This window comes from Streptomyces spiroverticillatus (assembly GCA_014650415.1).
Lineage (GTDB): Bacteria > Actinomycetota > Actinomycetes > Streptomycetales > Streptomycetaceae > Streptomyces > Streptomyces spiroverticillatus.
Map to the genome: position 1 here is coordinate 98,679 of BMUX01000019.1, position 17,149 is coordinate 115,827.

General features: G+C 71.8%; 15 protein-coding genes. 5 read left to right on the forward strand and 10 right to left on the reverse strand.

What is annotated here, in order from left to right; all coding sequences use genetic code 11:
- Positions 1–46: 46 nt before the first annotated feature.
- The 3 genes from IE269_RS35610 to argH form a co-directional block, all read right to left on the reverse strand.
- Positions 47–1,597: an MFS transporter gene (locus tag IE269_RS35610; RefSeq protein WP_189827422.1), complete on the reverse strand. Its 1,551-nt coding sequence runs from the start codon at positions 1,595–1,597 to the stop codon at positions 47–49.
- Positions 1,594–2,142 carry a TetR/AcrR family transcriptional regulator gene (locus IE269_RS35615; RefSeq protein WP_189827423.1) on the reverse strand — a complete coding sequence of 183 codons (549 nt, stop codon included), beginning with the start codon at positions 2,140–2,142 and terminating at the stop codon, positions 1,594–1,596. Before IE269_RS35615 ends, IE269_RS35610 begins: the two co-directional genes overlap by 4 nt.
- Before the next feature lie 232 nt (positions 2,143–2,374).
- Entirely contained in the window at positions 2,375–3,802 is a 1,428-nt protein-coding gene (gene argH / locus IE269_RS35620) for an argininosuccinate lyase (protein ID WP_189827424.1), read from the reverse strand.
- Positions 3,803–4,137: 335 nt separating this feature from the next.
- Here argH and IE269_RS35625 point away from each other — a divergent pair, with 335 nt between their 5' ends.
- The 4 genes from IE269_RS35625 (at position 4,138) to IE269_RS35640 (ending at position 8,621) form a co-directional block, all read left to right on the forward strand.
- Positions 4,138–5,496 (forward strand): NAD(P)/FAD-dependent oxidoreductase, encoded by a 1,359-nt coding sequence (locus tag IE269_RS35625; protein ID WP_189827425.1) that lies wholly within the window; start codon positions 4,138–4,140, stop codon positions 5,494–5,496.
- Positions 5,497–5,555: 59 nt separating this feature from the next.
- Positions 5,556–6,779: a HEAT repeat domain-containing protein gene (locus IE269_RS35630; protein WP_189827426.1), complete on the forward strand. Its 1,224-nt coding sequence runs from the start codon at positions 5,556–5,558 to the stop codon at positions 6,777–6,779.
- A gap of 101 nt (positions 6,780–6,880) precedes the next feature.
- Positions 6,881–7,576, forward strand: a complete 696-nt coding sequence (locus IE269_RS35635; protein WP_229898131.1) for a L,D-transpeptidase family protein — start codon at positions 6,881–6,883, stop codon at positions 7,574–7,576.
- Positions 7,577–7,646: 70 nt separating this feature from the next.
- On the forward strand, positions 7,647–8,621 hold the full coding sequence (locus IE269_RS35640; RefSeq protein WP_229898133.1) for a bile acid:sodium symporter family protein: 975 nt from the start codon (positions 7,647–7,649) through the stop codon (positions 8,619–8,621).
- Between the two features lie 16 nt (positions 8,622–8,637).
- Here IE269_RS35640 and IE269_RS35645 read toward each other — a convergent pair whose 3' ends face one another.
- The 7 genes from IE269_RS35645 to IE269_RS35675 all read right to left on the reverse strand — a co-directional run bounded on the left by IE269_RS35645 (position 8,638) and on the right by IE269_RS35675 (position 16,084).
- Entirely contained in the window at positions 8,638–9,189 is a 552-nt protein-coding gene (locus IE269_RS35645) for an arginine repressor (protein WP_189827480.1), read from the reverse strand.
- 5 nt (positions 9,190–9,194) lie between these two features.
- Positions 9,195–10,391 carry an acetylornithine transaminase gene (locus IE269_RS35650; RefSeq protein ID WP_189827428.1) on the reverse strand — a complete coding sequence of 399 codons (1,197 nt, stop codon included), beginning with the start codon at positions 10,389–10,391 and terminating at the stop codon, positions 9,195–9,197.
- Complete coding sequence (gene argB / locus IE269_RS35655; protein ID WP_189827429.1) at positions 10,388–11,341, reverse strand: acetylglutamate kinase; 954 nt, start codon at positions 11,339–11,341, stop codon at positions 10,388–10,390. Before argB ends, IE269_RS35650 begins: the two co-directional genes overlap by 4 nt.
- A complete protein-coding gene (gene argJ / locus IE269_RS35660) occupies positions 11,338–12,492 on the reverse strand; it encodes a bifunctional glutamate N-acetyltransferase/amino-acid acetyltransferase ArgJ (protein WP_189827430.1) in 1,155 nt (384 codons plus the stop codon). The genes argB and argJ overlap by 4 nt, the downstream gene beginning before the upstream one ends.
- Positions 12,489–13,517: an N-acetyl-gamma-glutamyl-phosphate reductase gene (gene argC / locus IE269_RS35665; RefSeq protein WP_189827431.1), complete on the reverse strand. Its 1,029-nt coding sequence runs from the start codon at positions 13,515–13,517 to the stop codon at positions 12,489–12,491. Before argC ends, argJ begins: the two co-directional genes overlap by 4 nt.
- Positions 13,518–13,626: 109 nt before the next feature.
- A complete protein-coding gene (locus IE269_RS35670; RefSeq protein WP_189827432.1) occupies positions 13,627–14,988 on the reverse strand; it encodes an ankyrin repeat domain-containing protein in 1,362 nt (453 codons plus the stop codon).
- 283 nt (positions 14,989–15,271) lie between these two features.
- The gene (locus IE269_RS35675) at positions 15,272–16,084 is read right to left on the reverse strand and encodes a siderophore-interacting protein (protein WP_189827433.1); all 813 of its coding nucleotides are present in this window, start codon (positions 16,082–16,084) and stop codon (positions 15,272–15,274) included.
- Positions 16,085–16,286: 202 nt separating this feature from the next.
- Between IE269_RS35675 and IE269_RS35680 the strand changes: the two genes are divergently transcribed.
- Positions 16,287–16,874, forward strand: coding sequence for a MauE/DoxX family redox-associated membrane protein (locus tag IE269_RS35680; RefSeq protein ID WP_189827434.1), 588 nt, complete (start codon positions 16,287–16,289; stop codon positions 16,872–16,874).
- Positions 16,875–17,149: the final 275 nt, after the last annotated feature.

A 17,149-nucleotide genomic window follows, 5' to 3' on the forward strand; every position in this document is an offset into this window, starting at 1 on the left:
GGACGATTCCGGCGGGCCCTCTCCCGTATCCATGTGCAGCCGTACGTCAGTGCTCGATGCCCTCTTCGAGCTTCTGGCCGCGCAGCATGAACCAGGCCGCGCAGGCCGTCGCGAACAGCACCAGCGCGCCGACCAGGGCGGCGGTCTGGAAGCCGTCGGTGAAGGAGTCGCGGGCGGACACCAAAAGGGCCGTCGCCTGGTCCTGGGGCAGCACGCCCGCCGACTCCACGGCCCCGCCCAGCGAGTCGTGGGCGGCCGCCGACACGTCGGCCGGGACGCCGTCCGGGACGGGGAAGCCCCGGTAGATGCCGGTGACGATGGAGCCGAGCAGGGCGATGCCGAGGGCCGCGCCCAGTTCGTAGGCGGTCTCCGAGACGGCGGAGGCCGCGCCCGCCTGCTCCTTGGGGACGCTGGAGAGGATCACGTCGGCGGTGACGGTGAAGGCGAGGCCCGCTCCGAGCCCGCCGAGGAACAGCGCGCAGCCGAGCGCCACGATCCCGGTGTCGGCGGTGAGCAGGGTGCACGCGGCCAGCGAGAGGCCGACGGCGGTCAGACCGCCCGACACCGCGAGGCGCACCGACGTACGACGGGCCAGGAATCCGGCGGTCAGGCCCGCGCCCACCGCACCGACGGCGGCCGGGAGTTCGATGAGTCCGGCCTGCAACGGCGAGCGTTCCTGGACCAGTTGGAGGAACTGGGAGAGGAAGAAGACCAGTCCGGAGAGCCCGAGGATGGTCAGCAGGTCGGCCAGGACAGCGCCGGAGAAGCCGCGGTGCTGGAAGAGCCGCATGTCCAGCAGCGGGGACTGAAGGGTGCGTTGGCGGCGTACGAACCAGTAGAGCGCGCCCAGTCCGACGACCGCCGCGGCCGCGATGTCCCAGCGGAAGCCGTGCACGGCCGCTTCCTTGATGGCGTACACGACGGCGACCATGCCGACCAGCGAGAGCAGCACGCTGAGCAGGTCCCAGGGGCCGGGCGAGGGGTCCTTGGACTCGGGCAGCAGCTTGATGCCGACGACGACCAGGACGGCCATGACCGGGAGGTTGATCAGGAAGACCGAGCCCCACCAGAAGTTCTCGAGGAGGAATCCGCCGACGACCGGGCCGACGGCCGCACCGGCGGAGGCCGCCGCGCCCCAGATGCCGACGGCGAGGCTGCGTTCCTTGGGGTCGTGGAAGATGTTGCGGATCAGCGCGAGGGTGGACGGCATGAGGGTCGCACCGGCGACGCCGAGCAGGGCGCGGGCGACGATCATCATCTCGGGGCTGGTGGCGTACGCGTTGAGCACGGACACCGCGCCGAACGCGACGGCACCGGTGAGCAGGAGCTTCTTGCGCCCGATCCGGTCGCCGAGGCTGCCCATCGACACGAGCAGGCCCGCGATGATGAAGGAGTAGACGTCGCCGATCCACAGGAGTTGGGTGCCCGAGGGCTTCAGGTCCTCGCTGAGGAACGGCGTCGCGAGGCCCAGGACGGTGGCGTCGACGGCCACCAGGAGTACGGCGAAGACGAGCACGGCCAGCGCGAGCCAGCGGCCCGGGCTGGCTATGCCTCCGGACTCCGCCGCTCCCGCGTGCTGCTGTTCGGTGCTTGTCATTTCTCCACGCTCCGTCGTACACCGCCGAGCAGCAACTCGACGATCATGTGCTGGTAGTCCTTGCCCGCGGTCCGGCCGTCCTGGATGGACCAGGCGGCGGAGGTGACGAGCCCGTAGAGGGCGTCGGTCAGCCAGGCGGGGCCGAGGTCGATGCGGAATTCGCCGCTCTCCTGGCCGCGCCGGAAGAGGGCCGCGATGCGGGCGTCGATGCGGTCCCAGCCCTGGTGCTGCTCGCCCTCGAAGAGCTGGTTCTCGGTGATGAGGAAGGCGAAGAGCCCGGCGACGGGCTCGGATCCGGCGATGAGGCGGCGCAGGGCGTCCGTGGCGGTGCCCTCGTCGAGCGCGGCCTTGTCGAGCGCGGCGTCGAGCTCCCGGATACCGAGGTCCTCCAGTGCCTTGATGAGGGCGTCACGCCCGGCGAAGTGGCGGTGCAGGGTGGCCCGCCCGATGCCGGCGGCCTTGGCGACCTCGTCCATGGTCGCGGTGGCTTTGCGGGTGAGGAGGGCGGCGGCGGAGCGGAGGACGCGGTCGCGGTCGACTGTCATGAGACGAGGATAGCCCGAATGAGACGCGGGTGTCTCACGAAGGGGTGTACGGGGTTGGCCGGGCCCCCTTTCACGGGTGCGGCCGGGGGCAAGGGGCGGAGCCGGGGTGGCCCGGCATCGGGTGGGCCACCCCCTTGCCCGGGGGGCGGCGACGGCAAGGGGCACCTCCGGGGGGCGGCATGAAGAGGGGCCCGGACGGGATGGCCGGGCCCCTCACTGTTCGTACCGCTCGTTACCGCTTCGCCGAGGCCCACGCGTGCTGCGTCGCCAGGTCCGCCTTCAGTTCGGCGAGCTGCACGGCGACCGCCGAGGGGGCCGTGCCGCCGCGGCCGCTGCGGGAGGCCAGTGCGCCGGGGACGTTGAGGACCGTACGCACCTCGGGCTTCAAGTGCTCGGAGATCTTGGCGAACTGATCGTCCGTCAGCTGGTCCAGCTCGATGCCCTCCGCCTCGCACACCTTCACGCACTCGCCCGCGACCTCGTGCGCCACCCGGAACGGCACGCCCTGCTTGACCAGCCACTCGGCGATGTCGGTGGCGAGCGAGAAGCCCGCCGGGGCCAGCTCCTCCATGCGCTCGCGGTTGACGGTGAGGGTGGCCATCATGCCGGTGAAGGCGGGCAGCAGGACCTCGAGGGTCTCGCAGGAGTCGAAGACGGGCTCCTTGTCCTCCTGGAGGTCCCGGTTGTAGGCCAGGGGCAGCGCCTTGAGGGTCGCCATCAGGCCGGTCAGGTTGCCGATGAGGCGCCCCGACTTGCCGCGCGCCAGCTCCGCGATGTCCGGGTTCTTCTTCTGCGGCATGATCGAGGAGCCGGTGGAGAAGGCGTCGTGGAGGGTGACGAAGGAGAACTCCTTCGTGTTCCAGATGATGATCTCCTCGGCGATCCGGGAGAGGTTCACGCCGATCATCGCGGTGATGAACGCGAACTCGGCGACGAAGTCCCGGGAGGCCGTGCCGTCGATGGAGTTGCCGACCGAGCCGTGCTCGAAGCCGAGGTCGGCGGCGACCGCCTCGGGGTCCAGGCCGAGCGAGGATCCCGCCAACGCGCCCGATCCGTAAGGGGATACGGCGGTACGGGTGTCCCACTGCCGCAGCCGCTCCGCGTCCCGGGCCAGGGGCTGGACGTGGGCCAGCATGTGGTGCGCGAAGAGGACCGGCTGGGCGTGCTGGAGGTGGGTGCGGCCGGGCATCGCGACGTCCGGGTGCGCCTCGGCCAGCCCGACCAGGGCGTCCTGGAGTTCGGCGAGGAGGCCGCCGATGGTGCGGGCGTGGTCGCGCAGGTACATCCGGAAGAGGGTGGCGACCTGGTCGTTGCGGGAGCGGCCGGCCCGGAGCTTGCCGCCGAGGTCGGCGCCGAGGCGCTCGATGAGGCCACGCTCCAGGGCGGAGTGGACGTCCTCGTCGGCGACCGTGCCGACGAAGTCGCCGGACGCGACGTCCTCTTCGAGCAGGTCGAGTCCGGCCAGCATGCGGGTGAGTTCGTCGGCGGTGAGCAGTCCGGCCTTGTGCAGGACGCGGGCGTGGGCGCGGGAGCCGGCGATGTCGTACGGGGCGAGCACCCAGTCGAAGTGGACGGACGCGGACAGTTTGGCCAGGGCCTCGGCCGGACCGTCGGCGAACCGGCCGCCCCAGAGCCGACCTTCACCGGTGTTGCTGCTCACAGCGGGAACTCCTCGATCAGTGTGGATGTGCTGCCTCCTCCCCGCGCGGAGGAACGGGGAGGAGGCGGGTTCGTACGAGTAACGAGTGACGGCCGGGCGACGTCGCCCATCCAGCGATAAGCATAACTATGCAGAGGTCCGTATGTTTTGTCAAAGGACTGCGGGTGGGGTACGGGACGGCCTCCCTCGGATGCCGCGCGAATCCCCTGCCAACGAGCGGGCAGGCGCAAGAGCGCCGATGCTGGAGACGTTTTCTGTTGGTTCTGCGATTTCTCCAGTTCTGCAGTTCTGCGATTTCTCTGATTCCCCGCCGGAGCGAAGGAGCAGTGGACACGATGACGCGACCGAGGATTGTGGTGGTCGGCGCAGGCTTCGTCGGGATCGAGTGCCTGCACCGCCTGGAGCGCAAGCTCTCCCCGCGCGACGCCGAACTGATCCTGATCTCCCCGCAGGACTACCAGCTCTACCTCCCCCTCCTCCCGCACGTGGCGGCGGGCGTCCTGACCCCCCAGTCCGTCGCGGTCTCGCTGCGCCGCCGACTGCGCCGTACGAAGATCGTGCCGGGCGTGGCCATCGGCATCGACGCCGAGGCGAAGGTGTGCATCGTCCGCAAGACGACGGGCGAGATCACCGCCAAGCCGTACGACCACCTGGTCATCGCCGCCGGGTCCACGACCCGTACCTTCGACATCCCCGGCCTCACCGACCATGCGCTGGGCGTGAAGACCCTCGGCCAGGGCGCGTACATCCGCGACCACGTGATCGAGCAGCTCGACCTGGCTGCGGCCGCCGTGGACGAGGAGGAGCGCCGGGCGCGCCTGCAATTCGTGGTCGTGGGCGGCGGCTACGCGGGCGTCGAGACGGCCGCCTGCCTCCAGCGCCTCACCACCAACGCCCTCAAGCGGTACTCCCGCCTGGACCCGTCCCTGGTGCGCTGGCACCTGGTCGACGTGGCCCCGCGCCTGCTCCCCGAACTGGGCGAGCGGCTCGGAGTGAAGGCGATGGCGATGCTGCGCGAGCGCGGCATCGAGTTCTCGCTCAACACCTCCGTCGCCTCCGTCGACGAGACGACCGTCAAGCTGACCGACGGCCGCACCCTCCCCTCCCGCACCCTCATCTGGACGGCGGGCGTCGCCGCGTCCCCGCTGGTCACGACACTGGGCGCGGAGACCGTCCGAGGCCGGATCATCTCCTCCGACCACCTCAAGGTGCCGGGATACGACGGCCTGTACGCGGCCGGAGACGTCGCGGCGGTGCCGGACGTGGCCAAGGGCGGCGACGCGATCTGCCCGCCGACCGCACAGCACGCGCAGCGCCAGGGCAAGGTCCTGGCGGACAACATCGTGGCGAGCATGACGGGTGCGCCCCTCAAGCCGTACATCCACAAGGACCTGGGCCTGGTCGTCGACCTGGGCGGCGCGGACGCGGTCTCCAAGCCCCTGGGCGTGGAACTGCACGGCCTCCCGGCCCAGGTGGTGGCCCGCGGCTACCACGTGATGGCCCTCCCCACACTGACGGCCCGCGCCCGAGTGGTCGTCAACTGGGGCCTCAACGCGGTCGCGGGCGACGATTTCGTCCGCACGGGCTTCCAGGACAACAAGCCGAAGACCCTCCAGGACTTCGAGCAGACGAAGGCGTACCTGTCCCCGGCGGAAGTCAAGGAGTACGGGGCGGGCGTGCGGGCGCAGCTGTAGGGGTCCGGCCCGCAGGTGTCCCGGCCCGCACCGGGTGAGCCTGGCCGTAAGCTCGCCCGGTGAACAGCATCGAACAGGCGACCGGGAATTCCGGTTCCGAGCCCGACCGCATCCGGGACCTCGTGGACGTCCGCGACCCGCGTGCCTGGATCGCGCTGGATCTCGACATCCGGGACGTCCTGCGCCGGGAGTGGCGGCCCTGGGACGAGCCGGCGAAGCCGGTGCCCCTCGGTCCCGGGTCCACCGAGCGGGAACTGGCGGTGGCGCTGTGCCACGCGGACGGGCGTGTCCGGGAGGCGGCGCTCGCGCGCGTGCCCGGCGTTCCCGCGCTGCTGCCCCTTGTCGCGATCCGCGGCACGGACTGGGCGGCTCCGGTGCGGGAGCGAGCACTGGCTCTCCTGCGCACGGCCCTGCCCGCCCTCCCCGTCCAGGCCTTCTGCGACGTCGCGGCAGTGATCGTAAGAGTGGCGGAACGGCGGCACGGCGCGGGTGTGCTCGCACTCGCGGAGCACCAACTCCGGTACTCTGCGCCCGACTTCGTCGCCCGCTGCCTGAGCGCGCCCGAACGGCGGGTGCGACGGCTCGCCGCCCGGGAGGCCGTCGAGCGGGAGCTGTTCTCCCCCGTCGAGCTCGCCCGGTTCGCCGCGAAGGGGTCCGACGTCACGGTCCAGGACCGGTTCGCGCAGGCGGCCGTCGCCGCGCTTCCGGGCGAGGAGACCGAGGCAGTGCTGGCACTGTTGCTCGACTCCCGGCAGTCCAGGGTCCGTGCCACCGGTGTCAGCGCGCTCAACCGGTTCGGTTCGGCCGCGCGCGCCGAGCCGTTCCTCACCGACCGGGCGCCCGTCGTACGCGCCTGTGCCCGGTGGGTGCTGCGGCAGCACGGTTCCCCTGCGCTGCCCCGGTATCGCGAACTGTGCTCGGATGCGGGGCGGTTGGACCACGCGCAGGCCGCTGCCGCCGCCGGACTCGGCGAGTGCGGTGAGCGCGCGGACGCCGCGCTGCTGCGGCCGTTGCTCGCCCATCCCGTTCCCCGGGTCCGGGCCCAGGCCGTGGCCGGCCTGAAGGCGCTCGACGTCGTGGCCGTCGCAGAGTTGCTTCCCCTCGTCGACGACCCGGACCCCGCCGTGGTCCGCGCCGCCGTCGACGCGCTGTTGCCGTCGCCGGGCCGGCTCCCCGAGGCCTGGTTCGCCGCACGGCTCGGCGAGGAGGTGCCGCCCCCGACCCGGCTCGCCGCCCGGAGGCTGTACCAGGCCGTGACCGGCAAGCACCCGTCCACCTGGTGAAATCACCGGTACGGCAGGTCGGTTGAGCCGGAAGGACGAGCACACCGTGGCCTACGGTGCCGTTGCCGCTTCCGCCGCCGAGGGCTTCGTAACGTCGGAACATGATCCTCACGCGCGCCCTCGGTTGTGCCGTCCTGGTGTCCTGTCTGCTCGCTCCGGACACCCCCGAAGTCCCGCTTCCCGCGCGGATGGCCGACACCGGTGGGGGGCGGCAGCTCGTCACCGCTGTGGCGGACGGCACGGCCTCCACCACGGGGACCGTCACCTGGTGGGAGCGGCGGGGGTCCCGGTGGGTGGCGGCCGGGAGTGCTCCGGCGCGGTTCGGGGCGAAGGGGCTGGTCGAGGGGGCGGTCAGGGTGCAGAGCACGAATACGACGCCGACCGGGCTGTACGAGCTTCCCTACGGGTTCGGGACCGAGGCCGCGCCGAAGGGGGCGCGGGTCGTGTACCGGCGGGTCGGGGCGGCGTCGTGGTGGTGTCAGGACAATCGGTCGCGCGCGTACAACCGGTGGGTGGAGGGGCTTCCGGAGGACTGCCGGGCGGGCGAGGCCGAGAAGCTGGATGCGTACGGGGTGCAGTACGCGCACGCGTTGGTGGTGGGGTTCAACTATGACCGGCCGGTGCGCGGGCGGGGTGCGGGCATCTTTCTGCACGTCAACGGGCCCGGTGCGACGGCCGGTTGTGTGTCCGTGCCGAAGGGGGCGATGCGGAAGATTCTGCGGTGGGTCGATCCGGGGCAGAAGCCGCATATCGCCGTCGGGACCATGAGGGGGAAGACCGCGATCACCCGCTACTGAGGCGTACGTGTAGCGACCACATATCGAGACGGTGTTGCATGGGCGGGGCGGACGGGCGTTGCATCACGACGTGCGTACCGAAACCGAGACACCCGCTCCGACCAGCCAGGACGACACCGACAGGACCGCCCGACGGGCGGTCACGGTCTTCCCCGTGCTGGTGCTCGTCGCCGGTGCCCTGGGGCTGCTGACCCCGGGCACCTTCGCCGACTGGAAGACCTCCGTGCCGTACCTGCTGGGCATCGTGATGTTCTGCATGGGGCTGACGATGACGCCGGTGGACTTCAAGGGGGTGGCCCAGCGGCCGTGGGCGGTGCTGCTCGGACTCGTGGCGCACTACGTGATCATGCCGGGGCTCGGGTGGCTCATCGCCCACGCGCTGAGTCTGCCGCCGCAGCTCGCGGCGGGGGTGATTCTGGTGGGGTGTGCGCCCAGTGGGACCGCGTCGAATGTGGTGACGTATCTGGCCAGGGGCGATGTGGCACTGTCGGTATCCGTCGCGACCGTGTCGACCATGCTGGCCCCGCTGGTCACGCCGCCGCTGACACTGCTGCTGGCCGGGGAGTACCTCCCCGTCGACGCCGGGTCGATGGTCGAGGACATCCTGAAGACCGTGCTGCTGCCGGTGATCGCGGGGCTCGTGGTGCGGCTGGTGGCGGGGCGGTATCTGGAGCGGGTGCTCGGGGCGCTGCCGTGGCTGTCGGCCGTCACGATCGCGGTCATCGTGGCCGTGGTGGTGGCGGGCAGCGCCGCCGCGATCAAGTCGGCGGCACTGCTCGTCTTCGTCGCCGTCGTGCTGCACAACGGGCTGGGGCTTGCCCTCGGGTACGGGGCGGGGAAGCTCGGCCGGCTCGGGAAGCCCGCGAGCCGGGCGATGGCCTTCGAGGTCGGCATGCAGAACTCCGGGCTCGCCGCCTCCCTGGCCACCGCCCACTTCAGCCCGCTGGCCGCGCTGCCGTCGGCGGTCTTCTCGGTGTGGCACAACGTGTCGGGCGCGCTGGTGGCGGCCTGGATGTCGTACCGCAGCAAGAAGAGCGGGGACTAGCTCTCCTCGCGGAGGACTAGCGCTCCTTCTGCGCGAGGCGCAGCAGGTGGTCGGCCAGGGCCTGGCCGCCCGCCGGGTCGCGGCTGATCAGCATCAGCGTGTCGTCGCCCGCGATCGTGCCGAGGATCGCCCGCAGTTCCGCCTGGTCGATGGCCGAGGCCAGGAACTGGGCGGCTCCCGGCGGCGTACGCAGGACGACCAGGTTGGCCGAGGCCTCCGCCGAGATCAGCAGTTCGGCGGAGAGGCGGCGCATCCGCTCCTCCTTGGCGGACTCCCCCAGCGGCGCCTGCGGGGTGCGGAAGCCGCCCTCGCTGGGCACCGCGTAGATCAGCTCGCCGCCGGTGTTGCGGATCTTCACCGCGCCCAGCTCGTCCAGGTCCCGGCTGAGCGTCGCCTGGGTGACGCTCAGCCCGTCGTCGCTGAGGAGCTTGGCGAGCTGGCTCTGCGAGCGCACCGGCTGCCGGTTGAGGATGTCCACGATCCGGCGGTGGCGTGCGGTCCGGGTCTGGGGTACGGCGGGGCCGCCGTTGCCGCCGTGTTCGTTGTCCCGCGCGTGCGCCTCGGTCATCTGCGTCATTCTCCGGATCGTTGGTCCCCGTGTGCCGTGTCGAGAACGCCTGGCAGGGCCACAAGGAACGCGTCCAGGAGGTCGTCGCCGATGGTCAGGGCGGGCATGAGCCGTACGACATCCGGGGCGGGCGCGTTCACGAGGAAACCGGCGTCCTGAGCCGCCTGCTGCACCTGGGGAGCGAGGGACTCGGACAAGACGATACCCAGGAGCAGGCCCGCACCCCGGACGTGGGATACCAACGGGTGTCCGAGTGACTGGATTCCGTCCCGCAGTTTCTCGCCCTTGCGCTTGGTCTCGTCGAGGAGTCCGTCGGCGGCGATGGTGTCCAGGACGGCCAGTCCGGCGGCGCAGGCGGTCGGGTTCCCGCCGAAGGTGGAGCCGTGGTGGCCGGGCTTGAGAAGGTCTGCGGCCGCTCCGTACGCGACGGTCGCGCCCAGCGGGAGACCGCCGCCGAGGCCCTTGGCGAGGGTCACGATGTCCGGGTCGATGCCCTCTTCCGCCTGGTGGGCGAGGAAGTGGCCGGTGCGTCCCGTGCCGGTCTGGACCTCGTCGAGGACCAGGAGGGTGCCGGTGGCGCGGGTGATCTCCCGGGCGGCCTTGAGGTAGCCGGGCGGGGGGACCACGACGCCGAGTTCGCCCTGGATGGGCTCGATGATCACGAGGGCGGTGTCCTCGGTGACGGCTGCCCGCAGGGCTTCCACGTCTCCGTACGGTACGTGCGTGACGTCGCCGGGAAGCGGCTGGAACGGTGCCCGCTTGCCCTCCTGGCCGGTGAGCGCCAGGGCGCCCATGGTGCGGCCGTGGAAGCCGCCGGTGGTGGCGACCATGTGGGTGCGGCCGGTGAGCCGGCCGATCTTGAAGGCGGCTTCGTTGGCCTCGGCGCCGGAGTTGCAGAAGTAGACCTTGCCGGGGCGGCCGGACAGCTCGACGATCCGCTCGGCGAGCGCGACGGGCGGCTCGGCGACGAAGAGGTTGGAGACGTGGCTCAGGGAGGCGATCTGCGAGGAGACGGCCTCGACGATCGCCGGGTGGGCGTGGCCGAGGGCGTTGACCGCGATGCCGCCGACGAAATCGGCGTATTCCTTGCCGTCGGCGTCCCGGAGGGTGGAGCCCTCGCCGTGGACGAGGGCGAGCTGCGGGGTGCCGTAGTTGTTGGTGAGGGCGTGCTGCCACCGTCCGGTGAGGTCGGCGTTGCTCATGACTGGGGCTCCCCCTGGGTGTCGTGGTCTGCGTATGGGGCGTCCGGGACGACCATCGTGCCGATGCCCTCGTCCGTGAAGATCTCCAGCAGGATCGAGTGCGGGACCCGTCCGTCGATGACGCGGGCGGTGGTGACGCCGTTGCGCACGGCGTGCAGGCAGCCCTGCATCTTGGGCACCATGCCGCTGGCCAGCTCCGGCAGGAGTTTCTCCAGTTCGGTGGCGGTCAGTCGGCTGATGACGTCGTCGCTGTTGGGCCAGTCCTCGTAGAGGCCCTCGACGTCGGTGAGGACCATCAGCGTTTCGGCGTCCAGCGCCGCAGCGAGTGCCGCAGCCGCCGTATCAGCATTGACGTTGTAGACACGTCCCCCCTCAGAAGCGTCCTGGGAGCGGGCGATCGAGGAGACGACCGGGATGCGGCCGTCCGCCAGGAGCGCCTCGATGGCGCCCGTGTCGATCGCGGTGATTTCGCCGACCCGGCCGATGTCGACGGACTCGCCGTCGATCTGCGGGAAGTGCTGGGTGGCGGTGATGGTGTGCGCGTCCTCGCCGGTCAGGCCGACCGCGAGGGGACCGTGCTGGTTGAGCAGGCCGACCAGCTCGCGCTGGACCTGGCCCGCCAGGACCATCCGTACGACGTCCATGGCCTCGGGCGTGGTGACCCGCAGGCCCGCCTTGAACTCGCTGACGATGCCCGCCGCGTCGAGCTGCCGGCTGATCTGCGGGCCGCCGCCGTGCACGACGACGGGCCTCAGGCCCGCGTGGTGCAGGAAGACGACGTCCTGCGCGAAGGCGGCCTTCAGGTCCTCGTCGACCATGGCGTTGCCGCCGAACTTGATCACGACGGTCTTGCCCTGGTGGCGGGTCAGCCACGGCAGGGCCTCGATGAGGATCTGCGCCTTGGGCAGGGCGGTGTGCTTGCGGGCGGAGGCCTTCTGGGGGCTGCTCATGAGGAGTACGCGCTGTTCTCGTGGACGTAGTCGGCGGTGAGGTCGTTCGCCCAGATCACGGCGGACTCGGAGCCCTCGGCGAGGTCGGCGGTGATCTTGATCTCCCGGTAGCGCATGTCGACCAGGTCGCGGTCGTCGCCGACGGAGCCCTTCTTGCAGACCCAGACGCCGTTGATGGCGACGTTCAGCTCGTCCGGGTCGAAGGCCGCCTTCGTCGTACCGATGGCGGAGAGCACCCGGCCCCAGTTGGGGTCCTCGCCGTGCAGGGCGCACTTGAGGAGGTTGTTGCGGGCGATGGACCGGCCGACCTCGACGGCGTCGTCCTCGGTGGCCGCGTTGATCACCTCGATACGGATGTCCTTGCTGGCCCCCTCGGCGTCGCCGATGAGCTGGCGGGCGAGGTCGTCGCAGACGGTACGTACGGCGGCCGCGAACTCCTCGTATCCGGGGGCGACTTCGGACGCACCGGAGGCCAGCAGCAGCACGGTGTCGTTGGTCGACATGCAGCCGTCGGAGTCGACCCGGTCGAAGGTCTGCCGGGTGGCGTCCCGCAGCGCCTTGTCGAGGACGGGGGCCTCGAGGTCGGCGTCGGTGGTGAGGACGACCAGCATGGTGGCGAGGCCCGGGGCGAGCATGCCCGCACCCTTGGCCATGCCGCCGACGGTCCAGCCCGCGGGGCTGGTGTGCACGGACGTCTTGTGCACGGTGTCGGTGGTCTTGATGGCGATGGCGGCCTTCTCGCCGCCGTGGACGGAGAGCTCGGCGGCGGCCTTGTCGATGCCGGGGAGCAGTTTGTCCATGGGGAGGAGCACGCCGATGAGCCCGGTCGACGCGACGGCGACCTCGCCCGCGCCGATCTCCAGGACCTCGGCCGCCTTCTCGGCGGTGGCGTGGGTGTCCTGGAAGCCCTTCGGTCCCGTACAGGCGTTGGCGCCACCGGAGTTGAGGACGACGGCGGTGATCTCGCCGGTCTTGACGACCTGCTCGGACCAGAGGACGGGGGCGGCCTTGACGCGGTTGGAGGTGAAGACGCCCGCGGCGGCGCGGCGCGGCCCGGTGTTGACCACGAGGGCCAGGTCCGGGTTGCCGTTCGCCTTGATCCCGGCGGCGATGCCCGCCGCCGTGAATCCCTGTGCTGCCGTGACGCTCACGGTGCTACTCCGATCGAAGTGAGGCCCGTGGACTCGTCGAGTCCGAGGGCGATGTTCATGCTCTGCACCGCGCCGCCGGCGGTGCCCTTGGCGAGGTTGTCGATGGCGCTGACGACGATGACGCGGTGCGCGGCCTCGTCGTACGCGACCTGGATCTGCGCGGCGTTGGCCCCGTACACGGAGGCGGTGGCGGGCCACTGCCCCTCGGGGAGGAGGCGGACGAACGGCTCGTCCGCGTATGCCTTTTCGTACGCGGCTCGTACGTCCGTGTACGTCACCCCGGGCCTGGCCTTCGCGCTGCTGGTGGCGAGGATGCCGCGCGGCATCGGGGCCAGGGTCGGGGTGAAGGAGACGGTGACCCGCTCCCCCGCGACCGCGCTGAGGTTCTGGATCATCTCGGGGGTGTGCCGGTGGCCGCCGCCGACGCCGTACGGGGACATGGAGCCCATGACCTCGGAGCCGAGCAGGTGCGGCTTGGCGGCCTTGCCCGCGCCGGAGGTGCCGGACGCGGCGACGATGACGGCCTCGGGCTCGGCGAGTCCGGCCGCGTACGCCGGTACGAGGCCCAGCGAGACGGCCGTGGGGTAGCAACCGGGCACCGCGATGCGCTTGGACCCCTCCAGCGCGGCGCGGGCACCCGGCAGTTCGGGCAGGCCGTAGGGCCAGGTGCCGGCGTGCGGGGAGCCGTAGAACTTCTCCCAGTCGGCGGCGTCGGTGAGCCGGAAGTCGGCCCCCATGTCGACGATCAGCACGTCGTCGCCGAGCTGCTCCGCCACTGCGGCGGACTGACCGTGCGGCAGCGCGAGGAAGACGACGTCGTGTCCGGCGAGGACCTCGGCCGTGGTCGGCTCCAGCACGCGGTCCGCGAGCGGCGCGAGGTGCGGCTGGACGCTGCCGAGCGTCTGACCTGCGTTGGAGTGGCCGGTGAGGGCGCCGATCTCCACGTCGGGGTGCACGAGGAGGAAGCGCAGCAGTTCCCCGCCCGCGTATCCGCTCGCTCCCGCCACTGCTGCCCTGACCACCATCGGACCCTCCTTGTCGATGGCATGACTATACGTACGAGCGCAGGTTTATGCAAAGAGCGGCAGGGGGTGGTACGGAGCGGGTGCGGCCGAGGGCGCCGGAACGCGGGTCCTATCCGGGGGCGGAACCGTCCTCGCGGCTCCTCTGCCAACTCCTGACCGCACAAAGACGGTGGTCGTGCTCGAAGCCGGGGCGATCGAGCGGGCCCACCCGTTCGATCGCCTCCCCCGTGCGCGGGTCGTCCCGCCGCAGGAGGCCGTAGGCGGCGTTGAGCCGTGTCGCGAAGTCGTCCTCGTCGAGCAGGGCCAGGAGGGCGTCGGCGACCGCTGCCGTACGGTCCGCACCGCCTGCGACCGCCGACGCGGCGCGGGCCCGCACCTCGGCCACCGGATCTTGGAGCAGCCGGACGACGGCGTCCGTGCACCCGGAGCTGCCGTCGTGGGCCGCGATCAGCACCTCGGCGGCTTCGGCCCGCACCGCCCCGTCCTGGTCCCCGGCGAGCGCCAGCAGTACGGTCCCGGCCTCCGCGCGGAGGGAGGGGCCAACGGTGTCGCGGCAGAGCAGGAGGTCGGGGACCCGGGCGCGGACGCGCGGGTCCGGGTGATCGGCGTACCGCAGTCCCACGGCCACTGATTCCCGGTGCTCCGTCTCGTTCAGGACGCGGAGCACCTCGGCGAGGACGCCGGGGTCGTCCTCGCCGTCGACGGCCCAGGCGACCAGCAGTTCCGCCGTCTCCTTCTCGTAGGAGTTCCGCCAGCTGAACGGCGTCAGCACGTACCAGCGGAGGACGTCGAGGACGAAGCGACGGTACTCCGGAGCCGGATTGCGGCGGTGCACCGTGAGGGCCGACCACGTCTCCTTGCTGCGGCGTTCGCTGAGGACCCACATGGCGGCCGCCCAGTCGACATGGTCCGGGTCACGTCGCGCCACTGCCCTGGCCACCAGCTCGTCGACCGGGGTCAGGATCCGGAAGGCCCACTCCAGGTTGGTGAGGATCGCGCCGTGCCCGGCGCGGACCGTGAGGCCGCCGAGCGTCAGCTGCGTCACATGGCCGTATTCGTCGTCCATCACTCGGGCCTGGCGCAGGGAGCCCGACCGGCCCGTCCGGCGGCGCAGTTCGTCCGGCGCGCCCCGCTCGTACCAGCGCCGGGCCAAGGCGAGCAGTTGCTCCCGTTCGGGCTCCGGGAGGCGCAGCCGGGGTTCCCGGCCCAGCACGGCCTGCGCCACCGCTGGAGAGCCGCCGTCGACTGCCCGAACCAGCGGAGTCGTTCCGTCCGGCAGCCTGCGGTCCGGGTCCGCGCCGCCCTCGACGAGCGCCTCCGCGACGGTGGCGTCATGGGCGGCGATCGCCAGGCACAGCACGGGCAGTCCGTCGTCAGTGACCGTGTCCGCGGCCGCTCCCGCCTCCAGCGACGCGGTCACCGCATCCGCGTCTCCGCGCCGGACCGCCGCTTCGAGCGTTGTCCCGCCCATGTTCATCCGTGCCCCGTCCCGTCATGAGTCGCCGGTCCGATCAGCAGGAAGGCACGGCCGGAGACGTCCCGGCCGAGGACGGGCGGGCGCTGCACCCGTGCCGGCACTCAGGCTCGGCCGTCGGCCCTGCTGCCCCGGCTTCCTGCTCGCCCCCGCGTTCTCGCTTCGCGAGCCGATCGCGAGCCGATCGCGAGCCGATCGCGAGCGGAAGAATAGATCGCTCCGGTGCGGGCCGGGCACGCGGGGCCGGGTGGGCGTCGGCCTCCGGTACGGCGTTGGGGCCTCAGCGCCAGTAGCCCGTGAAGGTCACCGTGTCCTTGGGGAAGCCGCGGTCGGTGACCAGGTGGCGGCGGACTCCCGTGGCGAGGCGCCGGCCGCCCGCCGTCCAGGCGTAGCCGGGGCCTTCCGGGAGGGTGGCGGCGCGGAGGGCGGCGAGGGCTGTGTCGCCGACGGGGGTGCCGGGGGGTCGGGTCAGCCAGTGGACGGTGGTGTTCGGGCGGGGGGCGGGGAGGGGCTGGGCGTCGTCGGGGTCGGGGAGTTCGACGTACACCTCGGTGGGGGTGTCGTCGGTGGCCGAGGCGAGGATGCCGAGGAGGGCGGGAAGCGCGCTTTCGTCGCCGACGAGGAGGCGCCAGGTCGTGTGCGCCGGGGGCAGGTAGGTGATGCCCTCGTCGAAGATGCCGATCTCGTCGCCGGGCGCGGCGTCGCGGGCCCAGGCGGAGGCGGGGCCGAGCTTGCCGTCGGCGTCCTCGTGGAGGACGAAGTCGACGTCGAGCTCCGGTCCTTCGCCGTAGAGGCCCTCGGTGCGGTGGTGGCGCACGGTGTAGTTGCGGCCGATGGGGCGGGTGTCCTTGGACATGAGCATGTACTCGGCGACCCAGAGGCCGTTGGTGCGCTTGGGGAGGCGGAGCACACCCTTGGCGGTGGGGAGGAAGACGCGGAACCACTGGTCGTACCCCATCGGCACGAAGTTCCGCAGGGCGTCGCCGCCGAGGGTGACGCGGACGAAGTTCGGACTGATCTGCTTGCGGGCCACTACGCGCAGGACGAGAAACTCCCGCTGTTCGGGCTTGCGGTACTTGCCGTCCTTGGCCATGCCGTTCACTCCCCGATGCACTTAGGTTAGGCAAACCTAACACCGGCTCGGCTTGGCGGGTACCCGTCGAGTGGGGAGCCCTCGGGCCGGTCGGCCAAGGGCGCCCGGGCGGAGCCCTGTTGACGGGATTGCACCTGTTGCCTCTGAGGTGCATGGGGTTAGATGGCGGCTGCCGAGATACCGGGGGAAGTGAGGTCGGCCCGTGGACTACGTCGTACTGGCGTGCCGCGTACTCGTAGCGATGGTGTTCGTGGCCTCGGCGGCGAGCAAGCTGCTGTCGGCCGCGTCGTTCCGGTCGTTCGTGACCGCGACCCGTGACATGGCGGTGCCCGCGCCGCTCGCCCCCGCCGTCGCGGTGGGCGTGGTGGCGGGCGAGATCGGCTCCGTCGCGCTGCTGGTGCTGTGGCCGGGCGGGGTGGCGGGCTTCGTGGTGGCGGGGGTGCTGCTGGTCGCCTTCACCGCCGGGATCGCGGGCGTACTCCTGCGCGGCAAGGACCAGTCCTGCAACTGCTTCGGCTCCACGACCGCGCCGATCGGCCCGCGCCATGTGGTGCGCAACGTGGCGCTGCTGACGGTGGTCGCGGCCGGGCTGCTCTGCCAGACGCCCTGGGAGGCCGAGTACCACTGGACCGGGGTGGTGGCGGCGTCCGTCGCCGGGCTGGTCGGGGCGGTGCTGGTGCTGTCCACCGACAACCTGGCCGAGCTGCTCGCTTCCGGGGCGGCGGAGGACCCCGAGCAGCGGCCCGCAGCGCAGGACGACCGGGCCGCCGGGGCGAGCGGCGGCCGCTGAGGGCGACTCGGGGCTGCCCTGAGGGCTGCCGAGGACTGCCGAGGACTGCTCCGGGCGCCGGGGACGGGACCGGCCGACGGCCGCCTCGTACGACACCGGCTGACGACCGCCTCGTACGACGACGGCACGCGGCCGAGGCCACGCCACCCCGGCACGGCCGACGCCCTCCGCCGTGGCCGGTGAGGGCCCCCCGCCTCCCCGCCGGGAGGAACGACCACCGCTGACGGGCGCATCGACCACGGCCCGTGGCCCGGCGACCCGCCCCTCATCAACCA